This is a genomic window from Burkholderia territorii (genome assembly GCF_902833055.1).
In the GTDB taxonomy this organism is placed as follows: domain Bacteria; phylum Pseudomonadota; class Gammaproteobacteria; order Burkholderiales; family Burkholderiaceae; genus Burkholderia; species Burkholderia territorii.
This window is the reverse complement of sequence record NZ_CADFEJ010000018.1, coordinates 42,463-59,104: the sequence shown is the minus strand read 5'-3', so window position 1 is coordinate 59,104 and position 16,642 is coordinate 42,463. Positions and strand designations below refer to the sequence as shown.

Sequence of the window (16,642 nt, the reverse complement as noted above, 5' to 3'; positions counted from 1 at the left end):
AAATGAAAAAGGCTCGTGAAGCATCACGAGCCTTTTCCTTTTGCGCGAGGTTTTTGCTGCCCGGCCACCGCGTTGGTGCGGCCCCCGGCCCGAGCGTCAGTCTTCGTCGTCGAAGTCCGATTCATCGATCCAGTGCGCCTGGATCGCTTCGAGGATCTTCTCGCCCGAATGAGCCGGGTCGTCGGTGAAGCCGTCCAGTTCGAGGACCCATTGGCGCAGGTCGACGAAATTGATCCGCTGCGGATCGACGTCCGGATGCTTGTCTGCCAGCGCGATGGCGATTTCGCGCGAATCGGTCCACTTCATGGCCTGCTCTCCCGTGTACGCGGCGAGTCCGCCCCGCCGAACCGTCAGTGATTTTCCTTCGCGTGGTTGATCGAGTACTTCGGGATCTCCACCACCAGGTCGGAATCTTCCTTCACGATTGCCTGGCACGACAGGCGCGAAGTCGGCTCGAGGCCCCATGCCTTGTCGAGCAGGTCGTCTTCGTCCTCGTCGGACGGCTCGAGATCGTTGAAGCCCTCGCGGATCACCACGTGGCAGGTCGTGCATGCGCACGACTTCTCGCACGCGTGCTCGATCTCGATCCCGTTGTCGAGCAGGTTGTCGCAAATACTCTTGCCGGGCGTCGCGTCGATCACTGCGCCGTCCGGGCACAGTTCGACGTGAGGCAGCACCACCAGTTGAGGCATGTCCGTTCCGTCAGTCAGGGTGCGGCGGCTGGCGCCGCACGGTTCAATATCGCGCGGGCCGTCGCCGGTCCGCGTGCAGTTCGTTCAGATCTCGTCGAGGCGTCGGCCCGACAGCGCGCGCTTGATGCTCTTGTCCATCCGGCGCGCCGCGAATTCGTCGGTGCCATCGGCCAGCGTCTTGGTCGCCGCTTCGATCGCGTCCGTGTCGTCGCCCTGCGCGACCGAGCGCAGTGCCGCGACGAGCGCGTCGATCTGCGCGCGTTCGGCGTCGTCGAGCAATTCGCCGTCGGCGGCCAGCGCCGCCTGCGTCGCCTCGATCATCCGTTCGGCCTCGACCTGCGCTTCGCGCAGCGCGCGTGCGCGCATGTCGATTTCGGCGGTCTTGAAGCTGTCCTCGAGCATCTTTGCGATGTCGTCGTCGGCGAGGCCATACGACGGCTTCACGACGACCGATGCCTCGACGCCCGAGTGCTGCTCGCGCGCGAACACCGACAACAGTCCGTCCGCATCGACCTGGTACGTCACACGGATGCGCGCCGCGCCGGCCGTCATCGGCGGGATGCCGCGCAGCTCGAAGCGCGCGAGCGACCGGCAGTCGGCAACGAGCTCGCGCTCGCCTTGCACGACGTGGATCGCCATCGCGGTCTGGCCGTCCTTGAAGGTCGTGAATTCCTGCGCACGCGCGATCGGAATCGTCGAATTGCGCGGAATGATCTTCTCGACGAGACCGCCCATCGTCTCGACCCCGAGCGACAGCGGGATCACGTCGAGCAGCAGCCAGTCGTCGCCGCTGCCGCGATTGCCGGCGAGCAGATCGGCCTGGATCGCCGCGCCGAGCGCGACGACCTGGTCCGGATCGAGATTGACGAGCGGCGGCTGGCCGAAATACTTCGCGACCGCGTCGCGGATCACCGGCATGCGCGTCGCGCCGCCGACGAGCACGACGCCCTTGATGTCGGCCGGCGTGACCTGCGCATCGCGCAATGCCTTGCGGGTCGGCGTCAACGTGCGCTGCACGAGCGGCTCGACGAGCGCGGCGAACGTGTCGTGCGAAATCGTCTGCACGAGGTGCGCGCCCGTCGACAGCGTCACGTCGAGCGACGCCTGCGGCGCCGACGACAGCGCTTCCTTCAGCACGCGCACGCGATCGAGCAGCAGGCGCACGTCCTCGGGCGCCAGCGCCTTCGCATCGATGCCGGCCTGTGCGAGCACGTGGCCGAACAGCGTGTGGTCGAAATCGTCGCCGCCGAGCGCGGAATCGCCGCCCGCGGCCAGCACTTCGAACACGCCCTTCGTCAGTTTCAGGATCGACAGGTCGAACGTGCCGCCGCCGAGGTCGTACACCGCATAGAGGCCTTCGGCCGCGTTGTCGAGACCGTAGGCGATCGCGGCCGCGGTCGGTTCGTTCAGCAGGCGCAGCACGTTCAAGCCCGCGAGGCGCGCGGCGTCCTTCGTCGCCTGGCGCTGCGCATCGTCGAAATACGCGGGCACGGTAATGACCGCGCCGACCAGTTCGTCGCCGAGCGTGTCTTCCGCGCGGTAACGCAGCGTCGCGAGAATCTCGGCCGACACTTCGACCGGGCTCTTCACGCCGTCGATCGTGCGGATCTGCACCATGCCCGGCGCATCGACGAATTCGTAAGGCGCGTTCGCCGCGCCTTCGACCTCGGCCTTGCCACGGCCCATGAAGCGTTTGACCGACACGATCGTGTTGCGCGGATCGGTCGCGGCCTGCTCCTTCGCTTCATGACCGATGCGGCGGCCGCCCTTCTCCAGATAACGGACCACCGACGGCAGCAGCACGCGGCCCGCCTCGTCCGGCAGCACTTCGGGCACGCTGTTGCGCACGGCCGCGACGAGCGAGTTCGTCGTGCCGAGATCGATCCCGACAGCGAGTCGCCGCTGGTGCGGCGCCGGCGCCATGCCCGGTTCGGAAATTTGCAGTAAAGCCATCTTGGTTCGTTCGGGCGCTCGGCCCGTTTGCTGCGCGTGCCGCGAGGCACGCGGTTAAGTTTCGAGGCGCTCGATCTGCGCGCCCACTTCCGACGCGACCCGTTCGATGAACATCAGCTGGCGCACGGCTTCGGCGGCGGCCTGGTCGGCTCCGCTGTCGAGCAGCGTGCCGAGGCGCTCGAGGCGCACGCGCTTTTCGTCGCGCAATTCGGCGAGCAGCGCATCGAGCGCGTCGACATTGCGGGCAGCCGCGGCATCCTCGATGCCTTCGCGCCACTCCATCTGCTGCATCAGGAACGCCGGCTCCATCGCGGTGTTGTTTTCGGCACCGATGTCGACACCGCGCAGCGACAGCAGATAGGTTGCGCGTTTCAGCGGGTCGCGCAGCGTGCGATACGCTTCGTTCGCACGGGTCGCCCATTGCATCGCGATGCGCTTTTGCGCGTCGCCGGCCGCCGCGAAGCGGTCCGGATGCACCTGCGTCTGCACCGTGCGATACGCGCTGTCGAGCGCCGCCTCGTCGAGCGCGAATTGCGCCGGCAGGTGAAACAGGTCGAAGTGGCTGTCTTTCAGCGAAACCATCGTCGCGTTCAATTCCGATTCGTCGCGCGGCACGCGCCGCACATTAAAAAGGCGGCTCGTGCCGCCTCTTGCCCGCATCGCGCGGAAACCCGCGTCACACGCGGAAGGATTCGCCGCAGCCGCACTCGTCCTTCACGTTCGGGTTGTTGAACTTGAACCCCTCGTTCAGGCCTTCGCGCGCGAAGTCGAGCTCGGTGCCGTCGATGTACGCGAGGCTCTTCGGGTCGACGACCACCTTCACGCCATGGCTCTCGAACACCTGATCCTCGGGGGCCAGCTCGTCGACATACTCGAGCTTGTACGCGAGCCCCGAGCACCCGGTCGTGCGAACGCCAAGCCGCAGGCCCACACCCTTGCCGCGACGGACGAGGTATTTCTGGACGTGCTGTGCTGCTTTTTCGGTCAGTGTAATTGCCATGATGTCCTTGCCGCGGCGTGCCGTCCGGGCCCGCCGCGATCCTTCACAAGCCGCTCGATGCCGCTCAGGCCGCTGCCTGATCGCCTTCCTTGGTGTCGTGGCGCTTCTTGTAGTCGGCCACGGCTGCCTTGATCGCGTCTTCCGCGAGAATCGAGCAGTGAATCTTCACCGGCGGCAGCGCCAGCTCTTCGGCGATCTGCGTGTTCTTGATCGACAGCGCCTCGTCGAGCGTCTTGCCCTTCACCCATTCGGTCACGAGCGAGCTCGACGCGATCGCCGAACCGCAGCCGTACGTCTTGAACTTCGCGTCTTCGATCACGCCGTCCGCGCCGACGCGGATCTGCAGCTTCATCACGTCGCCGCAGGCCGGCGCGCCGACCATGCCGGTGCCCACCGCGTCGTCGTCCTTCGCGAACGAACCGACGTTACGCGGGTTTTCGTAGTGATCCAGAACCTTGTTGCTGTATGACATGACTCAGACTCCTTGACTCGTTACGTCTGCGTGCGCAAATCCGCCCGCGAATGTATTCAATGCCGCGTTCAGTGTGCGGCCCATTCGATCGTCGACAGATCGATACCTTCCTGGTGCATTTCCCAGAGCGGCGACAGTTCGCGCAGCTTTGCGATCTTGCTGTTCAGCAGGTCGATCACGAAGTCGACGTCCTGCTCGGTCGTGAAGCGGCCGACCGTGAAGCGGATCGAGCTGTGCGCCAGTTCGTCGTTGCGGCCGAGCGCACGCAGCACGTACGACGGCTCCAGCGACGCCGACGTGCACGCCGAGCCCGACGACACCGCGACGTCCTTGATCGCCATGATCAGCGATTCGCCTTCGACGAAATTGAAGCTGATGTTCAGGTTGTGCGGGACACGGTGCTCCATGTCGCCGTTCACGTACGTTTCCTCGATCTGCGACAGGCCGCGCAGCAGCTTGTCGCGCAGCATGCGGATGCGTTCGTTCTCGGTCGCCATTTCCTCACGCGCGATGCGGAACGCTTCGCCCATGCCGACGATCTGGTGCGTCGGCAGCGTGCCCGAACGCATTCCGCGCTCGTGGCCGCCGCCGTGCATCTGCGCTTCGATGCGCACGCGCGGCTTGCGGCGCACGTACAGCGCGCCGATGCCCTTCGGGCCGTAGGTCTTGTGCGCCGAGAACGACATCAGGTCGACCTTCAGCTTCGCGAGGTCGATCTCGACCTTGCCGGTCGACTGCGCGGCGTCGACGTGGAAGATGATGCCCTTCTCGCGGCAGATCTCGCCGATCGTCGCGATGTCCTGGATCACGCCGATCTCGTTGTTCACGTGCATCACCGACACGAGGATCGTGTCCGGGCGCAGCGCGGCCTTGAACACGTCGAGGTCGATCAGGCCGTCTTCCTTCACGTCGAGATAGGTGACTTCGAAGCCGTCGCGCTCGAGCTCGCGGCAGGTGTCGAGCACGGCCTTGTGCTCGGTCTTCACCGTGACGATGTGCTTGCCCTTGCCCTTGTAGAAGTTCGCGGCACCCTTGATGGCGAGGTTGTCCGATTCCGTCGCGCCGGACGTCCAGATGATCTCGCGCGGATCGGCGTTCACGAGCGCGGCCACCTGCTCGCGCGCTTCCTCGACCGCGCGTTCCGCGTCCCAGCCATACGCGTGGCTGCGCGACGCCGGGTTGCCGAACTGCTCGCGCAGGTACGGCACCATCTTGTCGACCACGCGCGGGTCGACCGGCGTCGTCGCGCTGTAATCCATGTAGATGGGCAGGTGGAGAGTCTCTTGGGTCATCTGTCGCTCCGGGAATTCTGTGCAGGGACTATGTGCGTTATGGGGTGTGCGGCGCGTTCGCGCTCACGAACTCGCGATGTTGAACACCGAATTGGGACCGAGCGGCATCGTGCGCACCGGTTCGGCCGGCGCCGCGACGGGCTCCGGCGTGCGCCGGTCGCGCAGCACCGCGGGTGCGCCCTCGCGTGCACGCTGCTGATCGACGAGATCCTGCAGCGATACGGAATCGAGGTATTCGACCATTTTCTGGTTCAGGGTCGACCACAGCTCGTGCGTCATGCAGTGGCCGTCGGGCTGCTTCGAGCCGTCGCACGTGCCCTTGCCGCCGCACTGCGTGGCGTCGAGCGGCTCGTCGACCGCGATGATGATGTCGGCCACGGTGACGTCCTGCGCGCGGCGCGCGAGGTTGTAGCCGCCGCCCGGGCCGCGCACGGATTCGACGATTTCATGCCTGCGCAGCTTGCCGAACAGCTGTTCAAGATACGAGAGCGAAATCCGCTGGCGCTGGCTGATGCCTGCAAGCGTCACCGGGCCCTGCTCCTGGCGCAGTGCCAAGTCAATCATCGCCGTGACGGCGAAACGGCCTTTGGTGGTGAGTCTCATGGTGTCTAGGGGACTGCAATCTTGACGATTTTGGTCAAGTATAAATATTTGACGTTTTTAGTCAAGTATCCATGTCTTCGGCAGGGTATTCGCAAATCGCTGAATACCGCGTTGGCTCAACGTGCGACGCCGCTCCGGAGCGTTTCGAGCAGGCCCGCGCACGCGCGCTCGACCTGGTCGAGCACCGTTTCGAAGCCCTGCGCGCCGCCGAAATAAGGGTCGGCCACTTCGGTCTCGGTCGCGCCCGGTGCGAATTCCATCAGGAGCCGCACCTTGTCGCGATGCGCGGGCGGGCAGCGCCGCCGCAATTCCGCGAAATTGGCCTCGTCCATCGCCAGCAGCAGATCGAAGCGTTCGAAATCCGCCGCACTGACCTGACGCGCCCGCAGCGCCGACAGATCGTAGCCGCGGGTGCGGGCCGCCGCCTGCGCGCGCGTGTCGGGCGGCTCGCCGACGTGCCAGTCGCCGGTGCCTGCCGAATCGATCGCGATCCGGTCGGCCAGCCCGGCCGCGTCGACCTGATGGCGCATCACGCCTTCCGCCGTGGGCGAACGGCAGATATTGCCGAGACAGACGAAACAGATCGCAACGCGGGTCATCGCACTATCCGAAAGCCGCGGTGAACCGCGTGGAGGGAAGAACACGCCATTATACAAAGGCGCCCGGGATCGCGCCGTCGCGCAAAGCGACGGCGGCATGCGTTACAGCGCCTTCGGTGCGGCGAGCACGACGTCGCCGGACGCGGCCGGCAACGGCTGCGCCGCGTCGCCGACCAGCCCGAACGAAACCGCGCGCGCCAGTTCGGCCGATGCCTGATGGACGGCGATCGGGCCACGCGACGGCGCGTCGGCCATCGCATGCAGATAAGCGACCGCGGCGAGCGGGACGACGATTGCCAGCGGCCAGTACATCGATATTGTCTTTCTCATGATGCGGCTCCTTGACCTCATGCCCCGGAACCCGATTCCGGGGACTACAGCCAGGATTCTATAGACCGCACCTATCGAGATAAATACATGAATAGCGAACGCACTGTTGTCCCTCGATGAACAGTCGTCAGCCGAGGTGACTTTGCGAAGCCGCGTACAGTTCGCGGAACGTGCGGCCGGTCGGCGTCGGCATGTCGCGCGTATCCATCCAGCCGCCCATCATCGGCAAGCGCCGCAGCGTGCCGCCATCGCCGCCCAGCCGCTCGAGGATGCGCACCGCGAGCTTGGTCGTCAGCGCGTACAACATCGGCCGGCGCGCGAAAAAGCCCCAGGCGGCAAGCGCTGCGCGCTCGCGCCACGGCCGCAGATGCCGCTCGACCTGTTTCTCGCGCAGCGTGCGCAGCAAGTGCGACAACGGAATACCGGCCGGACACACGCTGTCGCATTCGCCGCACAGCGTCGCGGCCTGCGGCAAATCGAGCGCCCGGTCGATTCCCACGTAGCTTGGCGTCAGCACCGAGCCCATCGGGCCGGGATAGACCCATCCGTACGCGTGCCCGCCGACCTTCTGGTATACCGGGCAGTGGTTCATGCACGCGCCGCAGCGGATGCAGCGCAGCATCTCCTGGAATTCCCCGCCGATCAGCCCGGTGCGGCCGCCGTCGACGAGCACCACGTAGTTGTGCTCCGGGCCATCCTCGTCGCCGGGCCCGCGTGGCCCGGTGAGCAGCGAGAAATAGTTCGAGGTCTTCTGCCCGGTCGCCGAGCGCGGCAGCAGGCGCATCGCGGTCGCGAGATCCTCGAGCGTCGGCAGTACCTTCTCGATGCCCGTCACCGCGACATGCACGCGCGGCATCACCGTGCACATCCCTTCGTTGCCTTCGTTCGTGACGACCGCGACCGACCCCGTCTCGGCGATCACGAAGTTGCCGCCCGTCACGCCCATGTCGGCCGACACGAAATGCGGGCGCAGCACCTCGCGCGCCTCGCGCGTCATGTCGGGGATCTCGGTGAGCCGCTCGCGGTGGTGCGTGCGCGCGAACAGATCCGCGATCTCGTCCTTGTCCTTGTGCACGACGGGCGCGATGATGTGGCTCGGCGGCTCGTTGTCGTTGATCTGCAGGATGTATTCGCCGAGGTCCGTCTCGATCGACTGCACGCCCATCTCGGCGAGCACCGCGTTCAGGCGCATTTCCTCGGACACCATCGACTTCGTCTTGATGACCTTCTTCACGTCGTGGCGTCGCGCGATGTCGGCGACGAGCCGCGCGGCGTCGGCGGTCGTTTCCGCGAACAGCACGGTCGTGCCGCGCCGCGTCGCCTCGCGCTCGAATGCCTCGAGCCACACGTCGAGATTCTCCAGCGCCCGGTTGCGCCGCGCCTTCAGCGCGGCGCGCGTGGCCGGGAAGTCGATCGCCGTCATCGCGTCGGCACGTGCGGACACGAACTTCGTCGACAGCTTCTTCAGGTTCTGCTGCAGGCGCTGGTCGGCCAGCTTCTGGCCGGCACGCGCCTTGAAATGCATCGATTGGACTTGCATCGCGGTATCGGGAAAAGTGAGCGGACCCGGGCGTCAGACGTCGCCCGCCAGCACCTGCGCGACGTGCAGCACGCGCGTTTCGCGGTCGCCGGTGCGGCGCAACCGCCCTTCGATGTTCAGCATGCAGCCGAGATCGCCGAGCACGACCGCACCGGCGCCGGACGCGCGCACATTCGCGCACTTCTCGTCGGCAATGGCCGCCGAAATATCGCCGTACTTGACCGCGAACGTGCCGCCGAAGCCGCAGCAGTGCTCGCAGTCCTTCATCTCGGTCACAGCCACGCCGCGCTGCGCGAGCAGCGCGCGCGGCTGCGCCTTCACGCCGAGCTCGCGCAGGCCCGAGCACGAGTCGTGATAGGTGACGGGCCCCGTGAATTCACCGGGCGCGAGCGTCACCTTCGCGACGTTCGCGAGGAAATCGGTCAGCTCATGGACCTTCTGCTGAAATCGCACATAGCGCCCCATCAGTTCGGGGTCGTCGCGGAACAGGTCGCCGTAATGCGCGCGGATCATGCCGCCACACGAGCCCGACGGCACGACGACGTAGTCGAACTGCTCGAACTCGCGCAGCGTCTTTTCGGCGAGGTCGCGTGCGAGCGCACGGTCGCCCGAGTTGTAGGCCGGCTGTCCACAGCAGGTTTGCGCGGGCGGCACGAACACCTCGTAGCCGGCATCGCGAATCAGTTTCAGCGCCGAGAAACCGATTTCCGGACGCATCAGGTCGACCAGGCAGGTCACGAACAAACCGACTCGCATACGCGCTCCTTCGAGAAAACGGCTCTCATTATCCGCCGTTTGGCCGACAAGACAAACGCCGGCGCGCGCTCGAGAGCGCGCGGCGGGAAGCGAGGACTTCCTCGAACGGCGTTCGCTTTTTTCACGATACGAGATACAATCAACGCAACACCGCTTGATGCGTCAACCGATTCTCCCCCGACATGAGCCAACCCACCCCGGATTCCAAAACGTCGATCCAGGTGATCGAACGCATGATGCGGTTGCTGGACGCGCTCGCCGCGCACAGCGACCCCGTCAGCCTGAAGGAGCTTGCGCAGCGCACCGATCTGCATCCGTCGACCGCGCACCGTATCCTCAACGACATGGTCACCTGTCGCCTCGTCGACCGCTCCGACCCCGGCACCTACCGGCTCGGCATGCGTCTGCTCGAGCTCGGCAACCTCGTGAAGGCGCGACTGTCGGTACGCGACGCCGCGCTGATGCCGATGCGCGAGCTGCACCGCCTGACCGGCCAGACCGTGAACCTGTCGGTACGCCAGGGCGACGAAATCGTCTATATCGAGCGCGCGTATTCGGAACGCTCGGGCATGCAGGTCGTGCGCGCGATCGGCGGCCGCGCACCGCTGCACCTGACGTCGGTCGGCAAGCTGTTTCTCGCGGTCGACGAAACGTCGCGCGTGCGCGCCTACGCGACGCGCACCGGGCTGTCCGGCCACACGCAGAACAGCATTACCGACCTCGCGAAGCTCGAGCGTGAACTGACGCTCGTGCGCCAGCAATCGTGCGCGCGCGACAACGAGGAGCTGGAGCTGGGCGTGCGCTGCATCGCGGCCGGCATCTACGACGACTCGGGCAAGCTCGTCGCGGGCCTGTCGCTGTCGGCACCGGCCGATCGCCTGCAGGACGCGTGGCTCGGCCAGTTGAGCCGCACTGCGCTGACCATCTCGGAATCGCTCGGCTACCGCCCGGAGCCCGCGAAGGACGCGGAAGGCCTGCAACGGCACGCATGACCCGTGCCGCACGGCAGCCGGACGAAAAAAGCCCCGCGATTGCGGGGCTTTTTCTTTGCAGCGACGGTACGGCGGCGAACCGCCGTGGCGCGATCAGGTGCCGCCGCTTGCCGTGTTGGCCGCCGTCAGGCGCTCGCCGCCGCCGGCGTCGAGCCAGTTGCGCAGGCGCGCGGCGTCGGCGAAGCGCGAGTATTTGCCGAACGAATCGAGCAGTACCATCACCATCGGCCGGCCATGGATCGTCGCCTGCATCACGAGACACTCGCCCGCCTCGTTGATGAAGCCCGTCTTCTGCAGGCCGATGTCCCACGAGCCGTTGCCGCGGATCAGCGCGTTCGTGCTGTTGTAGACCAGGTTGCGCTTGCCCGTGTTGACGTCGTACGTACGGTCGGTCGAGAACTGGCGAATCATCGGGTATTGGTACGCCGCATTGACCATCTTCACGAGGTCGCGCGCGCTCGACACGTTCGAGCTCGACAGGCCCGTCGAATTCTCGAAGTGCGTGTCGTTCATGCCGAGCGCCTTCGCCTTCGCGTTCATCGCGGCGATGAACGCCGGACGGCCGCCCGGGTAGTAGCGCGACAGCGCGGCAGCGGCACGGTTTTCCGAGGCCATCAGCGCGATGTGCAGCATGTCCTCGCGCGACAGGACCGAGCCGACCGACAGGCGCGAGCCCGTGCCCTTCTCGTAGTCGCGGTCTTCGTCGGTGACTTCGAGCTGATCGGTCATCGGCGCCTTCGAGTCGAGCACGACCATCGCGGTCATCAGCTTCGAGATCGACGCGATCGGCACGACGGCGTGCGAATTCTTGTCGAACAGCGGCTCGCCGGTGTTCTGGTCGACGACGTATGCAACGCTCGAGCGCAGCGCCAGTGCGTCCGGCGTGTCGTGCAGGCCGAACGCCTGGCCGACCGTCGGGCGACGCGGCTGGAACGCGACCTTGCGCACCGCCCCGTGGTGGCCGCGCACGTTCGACGCGAGCGTCGCGCGCTTGCGCGTTGCCTTCGGCGCATCGGCCGACGCGACGTTGGCGGATTTCGCGGAGGCGGCCTTCACCGTCTTCTTCTTCGTCGAAGAAGTGGAAGCGGCTTTCTTGGCGGCCTGGTGGGTCTTCGCAGTGGCGGCAAAGGCGTCAGCGGGTGCGACGGACGCAGCGGTCGCCAGCAAGGCGACGGCGACCGACACAGCCGTGCCGAGCGTCATGCTCTGCAACAATCTGCGCGGTGAAAACGATTCGGCTTTCATTGGGGTCTGGACAAAGCGGGCGGGAGTTTCCGCAAGTGTAGTTAAAGCTGAAAAAAAGAGCAATATTAGGCACTTACCGATCGTCGTTAAACCGGAATGTAAGAATTGACCAACGACGAGTCGGTCAACCCTCCCGCTCCCATCGAAAAAATCGATGAGATGCGCTGCCCGACAGCACCCGTCTCCCGATTACCACACGGTTAATTGAGATAACGTCACTTTGGCGACGAATTAAAGCGGGGAAAGTACGTACCCGGCGCTCGGTGTGCCAGCGGCACCGGTGTCGACCGCGGCGGCGGCACGTCGCCACGGCACGCGCATTGAAACGGCGCGCTTTTCGACAGGAACAGAAGCATAACGTTCCACACGCCTGCCAGGTTTACCTGTGCATGATCATGGTGCGCCGTGCGTGGCGCGGCAGCATGCGCACCATGTGGGAACCCGTCTGAAACCGATTCCGGACCGGTCACGATAACTCGTTGTTTTATTGATAATTTGTCGTGATTGTGCAATGCACAAAAAGTACTTGACAAGCGCTTTCTCTGCCCTAAAATAGGCCTCATTGCTGCGTTGCACAAAGCACGCGCATCCGAGGTTCCCCAGTGTAGTGCCCCTTACCCTGCGATCGACGCGATCGCTTTTCAGGAGCTTGACATGTCCTTGCTGACCCCCGAGCAAATCGCCGCCGCCCAGAAAGCCAACCTCGAGAGCCTGTTCGGTCTGACGACCAAGGCGTTCGAAGGCGTCGAAAAGCTGATCGAACTCAACCTGCAGGTCGTGAAGTCGTCGCTGGCGGAAAGCCAGGAAAATGCGCAGCGTCTGCTGTCGGTGAAGGACGCACAGGAACTGATCGCGCTGCAAGCGAGCCTGTCGCAGCCGGTCGCGGAGAAGGTGCTGTCGTACAGCCGCCATCTGTATGAAATCGCGTCGTCGACGCAAGCCGAGTTCGCGAAGGTTGCCGAAGCGCAATTCGAAGAGCAGAACAAGAAGGTCCAGGCGCTCGTCGACAACGTCGCGAAGAACGCGCCGGCCGGTTCGGAAACGGCTGTCGCCGCACTCAAGTCGGCACTGAACGCAGCGAACACGACGTACGAAACGGTCCAGAAGGCTGCCAAGCAAGCCGTCGAGATCGCCGAAACGAACTTCAACGCGGCTGCCGCTGTCGCGACGAAGGCTGCGAGCGCTGCTGCATCGCGCCGTTCGAGCAAGCCGGCCGCGTAAGCGTCCCCTGCTCCTGAGAAAGCCGCGCACTGCGCGGCTTTTTTTGTTCCGGCGCCAGGAATTCGGCCATCCGCCCGGCCGTCGCGAGTGCGTCGATGTGCGCTGACGCGCCCCGGATGGCGTACTGCCGTCGGCTGCGGGCAAAAGAAAACGCCTCTGTCCGGATATCCGGGCAGAGGCGTTTTTTGTGGCCGGCGCAACGCCGGCCATGCCGGTCGCGTTACTTCTTGCGTTGCGGCGGCAGGTCCGTGCACACGCCTTCGTACAGCTCGGCGGCCATGCCGACCGATTCGCCGAGCGTCGGGTGCGGATGGATCGTCTTGCCGATGTCTTCCGCGTCCGCGCCCATCTCGACGGCGAGGCAGACTTCGCTGATCAGGTCGCCCGCGTTCAGGCCGACGATGCCGCCACCGATCACGCGATGGGTTTCCTCGTCGAAGATCAGCTTCGTGAAGCCTTCGTCGCGGCCGTTCGCGATCGCGCGGCCCGAAGCGGCCCACGGGAACACGGCCTTGCCGTACTTGATGCCTTCGGCCTTGCACTGGTCTTCCGTCTTGCCGGCCCAGGCCACTTCCGGATCCGTGTACGCCACCGACGGGATCTGCAGCGCGTCGAAGTACGCCTTCTCGCCGTGCGCGGCTTCCGCTGCGACGTGGCCTTCATGCACGGCCTTGTGCGCGAGCATCGGCTGGCCGACGATGTCGCCGATCGCGAAAATGTGCGGGACGTTCGTGCGCATCTGCTTGTCGACGTCGATGAAGCCGCGATCCGTGACGGCGACACCGGCCTTGTCGGCACCGATCTTCTTGCCGTTCGGGCTGCGGCCCACCGCGACGAGCACGAGGTCGTAGCGCTGCGCTTCCGCCGGCGCCTTCTCGCCCTCGAATTTCACGTAGATGCCGTCTTCCTTCGCTTCGGCGCCGACCGTCTTGGTCTTCAGCATCACGTTGCCGAAGCGCTTCGCGTTGTACTTTTCCCAGACCTTCACGAGATCGCGGTCTGCGCCCATCATCAGGCCGTCCATCATTTCGACGACGTCGATTTCCGCGCCGAGCGTCGAGTACACCGTCGCCATTTCGAGGCCGATGATGCCGCCGCCGATCACGAGCATGCGCTTGGGCAACTGGCGCAGTTCGAGTGCGCCCGTCGAATCGACGACGCGCGGGTCTTCCGGCATGAACGGCAGCTTCACCGCCTGCGAGCCCGCAGCGATGATCGCCTGCTTGAACTTGACGACCTTCTTGCCGTTCTCGCCCTGCACTTCCATGTGATACGGATCGACGAACGCGCCGACGCCGTTCACGACTTCGACCTTGCGCGCCTTCGCCATGCCGGCGAGGCCCGTCGTCAGCTTCTTGACGACGCCGCCCTTGAAGTCGCACAGCTTGTCGAGGTCGACCTGCGGTTTGCCGAACGAGATGCCGTGCGCCGCGAGCGCTTCGGCTTCCTCGACGACGAGCGCCGTGTGCAGCAGCGCCTTCGACGGAATGCAGCCGACGTTCAGGCACACGCCGCCGAGCGTCGAGTAGCGTTCGACCAGCACCGTCTTCATGCCTAGGTCGGCGGCGCGGAATGCGGCCGAGTAGCCGCCGGGGCCGGCGCCGAGCACGAGCATGTCGCACTCGATGTCGGCGGCGCCGCTGTAGCTGCCTGCTTGCGGCGCGGGTGCCGGTGCGGCGGCCGGAGCCGGTGCAGCTGCTGCGGGCTTCGGTGCGTCGGGGGCCTTCGCAGGTGCGGGTGCGGCGGCGCCGGCCGATGCTTCGACGATGGCGATGACGGTGCCTTGCGAGACTTTGTCGCCGGCCTTGATCTTGATTTCCTTCACGGTGCCGGCGACGTCGCTGGGCACTTCCATGGAGGCTTTATCGGATTCGAGCGTGATGAGCGTTTGCTCTTTTTCGATCACGTCGCCGGGTTTGACGTTGACTTCGATGACATCGACGCCGCTGAAATCGCCGATATCCGGAACCTTGACTTCGATGAGACTCATTGCTGTCTCCTTCTTGATTGGCTGCAGACAGAGAGGGAGAGACTCGCGGATGAACTACGGCCTGCCAAGAGAGCGCGGCGCTGGGCAGGACCACCTTTGCCGTCCGCCCAAGGACGCGCCTTTCTTTTGGTTACTTTTCTTTGGAAGACAAAGAAAAGTGACCGCCGCCCCGCGCAGGGGCGACGCTAATAGACCGTTAGCACAACAGATTCAACGACGAGGCGCGGATCACCGACAAAAAACCCACGCCCCCCGCGAGCACACTCCCCGCTCATCAAAGAATGATGCGACGGAAATCGGCCAGCAACGCGCCGAGATACGCGTTGAACCGCGCGGCTTCCGCGCCATCGATGACACGATGGTCATACGACAGCGACAGCGGCAGCGTCAGACGCGGCACGAACTGCTTGCCGTCCCACACCGGCTTCATCTGGCCGCGCGACAACCCGAGGATCGCGACTTCCGGCGCGTTGATGATCGGCGTGAAGTGGGTGCCGCCGATCCCGCCGAGCGACGAGATCGAGAAGCAGCCGCCCTGCATCTGGTCGGGCTTGAGCTTGCCGTCGCGCGCGGCCTTCGACAGCTCGGCCATTTCCTTCGCGATGTCGACGAGGCCCTTCTTGTCCGCGTCGCGAATCACCGGCACGACGAGACCGTTCGGCGTGTCCGCGGCGAAACCGATGTGGTAGTACTGCTTGAACACCAGGTTGTCGCCGTCGAGGCTCGCGTTGAAGGTCGGGAACTTCTTCAGCGCCGCGACGACCGCCTTGATCACGAATGCGAGCATCGTGAATTTCACGCCCGCCTTCTCGTGCTCCTTGTTCAGCTGCACGCGCAGCGCTTCGAGCTCCGTGATGTCCGCTTCGTCGTTGTTCGTGACGTGCGGGATCATCACCCAGTTGCGATGCAGGTTCGCGCCCGAGATCTTCTTGATGCGCGACAGCGGCTTCGCCTCGAACGGGCCGAACTTCGAGAAGTCGACCTTCGGCCACGGCAGCAGGTTCAGCTCGCCGCCGCCAGCCGGCGCGGCTGCCGCGGCCGGTGCCGCGCGCTGGCCCGTCATCACGCCCTTCACGAAGCTCGTGACGTCTTCCTTCGTGATGCGGCCCTTCGGACCGCTGCCCTGCACGCGTGCGACGTCGACACCGAGTTCGCGTGCGAACTTGCGCACGGACGGCGATGCGTGGCTCGCGCGGTACTCGCCCGACGGCGCGGCGGCCGGCGCTGCGGCAGCCGGAGCCGGCGCAGCCTTCGCGGGCGCCGGTGCGGCGGCCGGAGCCGGCGCGGCAGCGGCCGGTGCAGGTGCCGGTGCGCTCGCCTGCGGCGCGGCGGCAGGCGCTGCGCCGGCGGCGTCGAGCAGCACGATCAGCGTGCCTTCCGACACCGAATCGCCCACCTTGACCTTGATTTCCTTCACGACGCCGGCGGCCGGGCTCGGCACGTCCATCGTCGCCTTGTCCGACTCGAGCGTGACAAGCGACTGCTCCTTCTCGACCGTGTCGCCGACCTTCACGCCGATCTCGATCACCGGGACGTCCTTGTAGTCGCCGATGTCGGGCACCTTCACCTCGAGCGTGCCGCCCGCAGCAGCGGGAGCGGCAGCCGGCGCTGCCGCGGCCGGTGCTGCTGCCGGAGCCGGAGCTGCCGCCGGCGCGGCCGCGCCGTTCGCCTGCGCCGCGGCGCCGCCTTCGAGCAGGACGATCAGCGAGCCTTCCGACACGGAATCGCCCACCTTGACCTTCACTTCCTTGACCGTGCCGGCGGCCGGGCTCGGCACGTCCATCGTTGCCTTGTCCGACTCGAGCGTGACGAGCGACTGCTCGGGCTCGACCGTGTCGCCCGCCTTCACGAGCACCTCGATGACGGGCACGTCCTTGTAATCGCCGATATCCGGCACCTTCACTTCGATCGCTTGACTCATCTTTTTCTGTCTCCATGGCCGCGCGCGCCCCTCCCG

Annotated in this window: 17 protein-coding genes; 2 read left to right on the top strand and 15 right to left on the bottom strand. The window is 65.6% G+C overall.

Annotated features, from left to right (window positions below; translation table 11 throughout):
• Positions 1–96 precede the first annotated feature (96 nt).
• The 12 genes from iscX to HW466_RS24850 all read right to left on the bottom strand — a co-directional run bounded on the left by iscX (position 97) and on the right by HW466_RS24850 (position 9,237).
• Complete coding sequence (gene iscX / locus HW466_RS24905) at positions 97–306, bottom strand: Fe-S cluster assembly protein IscX (protein ID WP_151004616.1); 210 nt, start codon at positions 304–306, stop codon at positions 97–99.
• Positions 307–350: 44 nt separating this feature from the next.
• Positions 351–692 (bottom strand): ISC system 2Fe-2S type ferredoxin, encoded by a 342-nt coding sequence (fdx, locus tag HW466_RS24900; protein WP_057925227.1) that lies wholly within the window; start codon positions 690–692, stop codon positions 351–353.
• 84 nt (positions 693–776) lie between these two features.
• Positions 777–2,645, bottom strand: coding sequence for a Fe-S protein assembly chaperone HscA (gene hscA / locus HW466_RS24895; RefSeq protein ID WP_151004614.1), 1,869 nt, complete (start codon positions 2,643–2,645; stop codon positions 777–779).
• Positions 2,646–2,699: 54 nt separating this feature from the next.
• The gene (gene hscB / locus HW466_RS24890; RefSeq protein ID WP_059450473.1) at positions 2,700–3,227 is read right to left on the bottom strand and encodes a Fe-S protein assembly co-chaperone HscB; all 528 of its coding nucleotides are present in this window, start codon (positions 3,225–3,227) and stop codon (positions 2,700–2,702) included.
• Between the two features lie 94 nt (positions 3,228–3,321).
• On the bottom strand, positions 3,322–3,645 hold the full coding sequence (gene iscA / locus HW466_RS24885) for an iron-sulfur cluster assembly protein IscA (RefSeq protein ID WP_011885413.1): 324 nt from the start codon (positions 3,643–3,645) through the stop codon (positions 3,322–3,324).
• 64 nt (positions 3,646–3,709) lie between these two features.
• Positions 3,710–4,117 (bottom strand): Fe-S cluster assembly scaffold IscU, encoded by a 408-nt coding sequence (iscU, locus tag HW466_RS24880; protein WP_009691729.1) that lies wholly within the window; start codon positions 4,115–4,117, stop codon positions 3,710–3,712.
• Positions 4,118–4,185: 68 nt separating this feature from the next.
• Positions 4,186–5,409, bottom strand: coding sequence for an IscS subfamily cysteine desulfurase (locus HW466_RS24875; protein ID WP_059503485.1), 1,224 nt, complete (start codon positions 5,407–5,409; stop codon positions 4,186–4,188).
• Positions 5,410–5,472: 63 nt separating this feature from the next.
• Positions 5,473–6,012 carry a Fe-S cluster assembly transcriptional regulator IscR gene (gene iscR, locus HW466_RS24870; RefSeq protein WP_009691731.1) on the bottom strand — a complete coding sequence of 180 codons (540 nt, stop codon included), beginning with the start codon at positions 6,010–6,012 and terminating at the stop codon, positions 5,473–5,475.
• A 116-nt stretch (positions 6,013–6,128) separates the two neighbouring features.
• Positions 6,129–6,611, bottom strand: a complete 483-nt coding sequence (locus HW466_RS24865) for a low molecular weight protein-tyrosine-phosphatase (protein ID WP_151004612.1) — start codon at positions 6,609–6,611, stop codon at positions 6,129–6,131.
• A 102-nt stretch (positions 6,612–6,713) separates the two neighbouring features.
• The gene (locus tag HW466_RS24860; RefSeq protein ID WP_059503489.1) at positions 6,714–6,941 is read right to left on the bottom strand and encodes a hypothetical protein; all 228 of its coding nucleotides are present in this window, start codon (positions 6,939–6,941) and stop codon (positions 6,714–6,716) included.
• Positions 6,942–7,068: 127 nt separating this feature from the next.
• A complete protein-coding gene (locus HW466_RS24855) occupies positions 7,069–8,481 on the bottom strand; it encodes a lactate utilization protein B (RefSeq protein ID WP_151004610.1) in 1,413 nt (470 codons plus the stop codon).
• 33 nt (positions 8,482–8,514) lie between these two features.
• Positions 8,515–9,237 (bottom strand): (Fe-S)-binding protein, encoded by a 723-nt coding sequence (locus HW466_RS24850; RefSeq protein WP_059450460.1) that lies wholly within the window; start codon positions 9,235–9,237, stop codon positions 8,515–8,517.
• 182 nt (positions 9,238–9,419) lie between these two features.
• Here HW466_RS24850 and HW466_RS24845 point away from each other — a divergent pair, with 182 nt between their 5' ends.
• Positions 9,420–10,229 carry an IclR family transcriptional regulator gene (locus HW466_RS24845; RefSeq protein WP_059503553.1) on the top strand — a complete coding sequence of 270 codons (810 nt, stop codon included), beginning with the start codon at positions 9,420–9,422 and terminating at the stop codon, positions 10,227–10,229.
• 93 nt (positions 10,230–10,322) lie between these two features.
• Here HW466_RS24845 and pbpG read toward each other — a convergent pair whose 3' ends face one another.
• Positions 10,323–11,474, bottom strand: a complete 1,152-nt coding sequence (gene pbpG / locus HW466_RS24840; protein ID WP_059450462.1) for a D-alanyl-D-alanine endopeptidase — start codon at positions 11,472–11,474, stop codon at positions 10,323–10,325.
• A 654-nt stretch (positions 11,475–12,128) separates the two neighbouring features.
• Here pbpG and HW466_RS24835 point away from each other — a divergent pair.
• Positions 12,129–12,695 carry a phasin family protein gene (locus HW466_RS24835; RefSeq protein WP_059450463.1) on the top strand — a complete coding sequence of 189 codons (567 nt, stop codon included), beginning with the start codon at positions 12,129–12,131 and terminating at the stop codon, positions 12,693–12,695.
• A 220-nt stretch (positions 12,696–12,915) separates the two neighbouring features.
• On the opposite strand, the gene lpdA is transcribed toward HW466_RS24835, so the two are convergent.
• Positions 12,916–14,685 carry a dihydrolipoyl dehydrogenase gene (gene lpdA, locus HW466_RS24830; RefSeq protein ID WP_174905894.1) on the bottom strand — a complete coding sequence of 590 codons (1,770 nt, stop codon included), beginning with the start codon at positions 14,683–14,685 and terminating at the stop codon, positions 12,916–12,918.
• A gap of 274 nt (positions 14,686–14,959) precedes the next feature.
• The gene (aceF, locus tag HW466_RS24825) at positions 14,960–16,606 is read right to left on the bottom strand and encodes a dihydrolipoyllysine-residue acetyltransferase (protein WP_059503497.1); all 1,647 of its coding nucleotides are present in this window, start codon (positions 16,604–16,606) and stop codon (positions 14,960–14,962) included.
• Between the last annotated feature and the right edge of the window lie 36 nt (positions 16,607–16,642).

Bases quoted from the DNA above. Each gene is read 5' to 3' on its own strand.
- lpdA (WP_174905894.1), bottom strand. From the start codon at position 14,685: ATGAGTCTCATCGAAGTCAAGGTTCCGGATATCGGCGATTTCAGCGGC.
- hscA (WP_151004614.1), bottom strand. From the start codon at position 2,645: ATGGCTTTACTGCAAATTTCCGAACCGGGCATGGCGCCGGCGCCGCAC.
- iscX (WP_151004616.1), bottom strand. From the start codon at position 306: ATGAAGTGGACCGATTCGCGCGAAATCGCCATCGCGCTGGCAGACAAG.
- HW466_RS24850 (WP_059450460.1), bottom strand. From the start codon at position 9,237: ATGCGAGTCGGTTTGTTCGTGACCTGCCTGGTCGACCTGATGCGTCCG.
- hscB (WP_059450473.1), bottom strand. From the start codon at position 3,227: ATGGTTTCGCTGAAAGACAGCCACTTCGACCTGTTTCACCTGCCGGCG.
- HW466_RS24835 (WP_059450463.1), top strand. From the start codon at position 12,129: ATGTCCTTGCTGACCCCCGAGCAAATCGCCGCCGCCCAGAAAGCCAAC.
- pbpG (WP_059450462.1), bottom strand. From the start codon at position 11,474: ATGAAAGCCGAATCGTTTTCACCGCGCAGATTGTTGCAGAGCATGACG.
- iscA (WP_011885413.1), bottom strand. From the start codon at position 3,645: ATGGCAATTACACTGACCGAAAAAGCAGCACAGCACGTCCAGAAATAC.
- aceF (WP_059503497.1), bottom strand. From the start codon at position 16,606: ATGAGTCAAGCGATCGAAGTGAAGGTGCCGGATATCGGCGATTACAAG.
- HW466_RS24875 (WP_059503485.1), bottom strand. From the start codon at position 5,409: ATGACCCAAGAGACTCTCCACCTGCCCATCTACATGGATTACAGCGCG.
- HW466_RS24855 (WP_151004610.1), bottom strand. From the start codon at position 8,481: ATGCAAGTCCAATCGATGCATTTCAAGGCGCGTGCCGGCCAGAAGCTG.
- iscU (WP_009691729.1), bottom strand. From the start codon at position 4,117: ATGTCATACAGCAACAAGGTTCTGGATCACTACGAAAACCCGCGTAAC.
- HW466_RS24860 (WP_059503489.1), bottom strand. From the start codon at position 6,941: ATGAGAAAGACAATATCGATGTACTGGCCGCTGGCAATCGTCGTCCCG.
- HW466_RS24865 (WP_151004612.1), bottom strand. From the start codon at position 6,611: ATGACCCGCGTTGCGATCTGTTTCGTCTGTCTCGGCAATATCTGCCGT.
- HW466_RS24845 (WP_059503553.1), top strand. From the start codon at position 9,420: ATGAGCCAACCCACCCCGGATTCCAAAACGTCGATCCAGGTGATCGAA.
- iscR (WP_009691731.1), bottom strand. From the start codon at position 6,012: ATGAGACTCACCACCAAAGGCCGTTTCGCCGTCACGGCGATGATTGAC.
- fdx (WP_057925227.1), bottom strand. From the start codon at position 692: ATGCCTCAACTGGTGGTGCTGCCTCACGTCGAACTGTGCCCGGACGGC.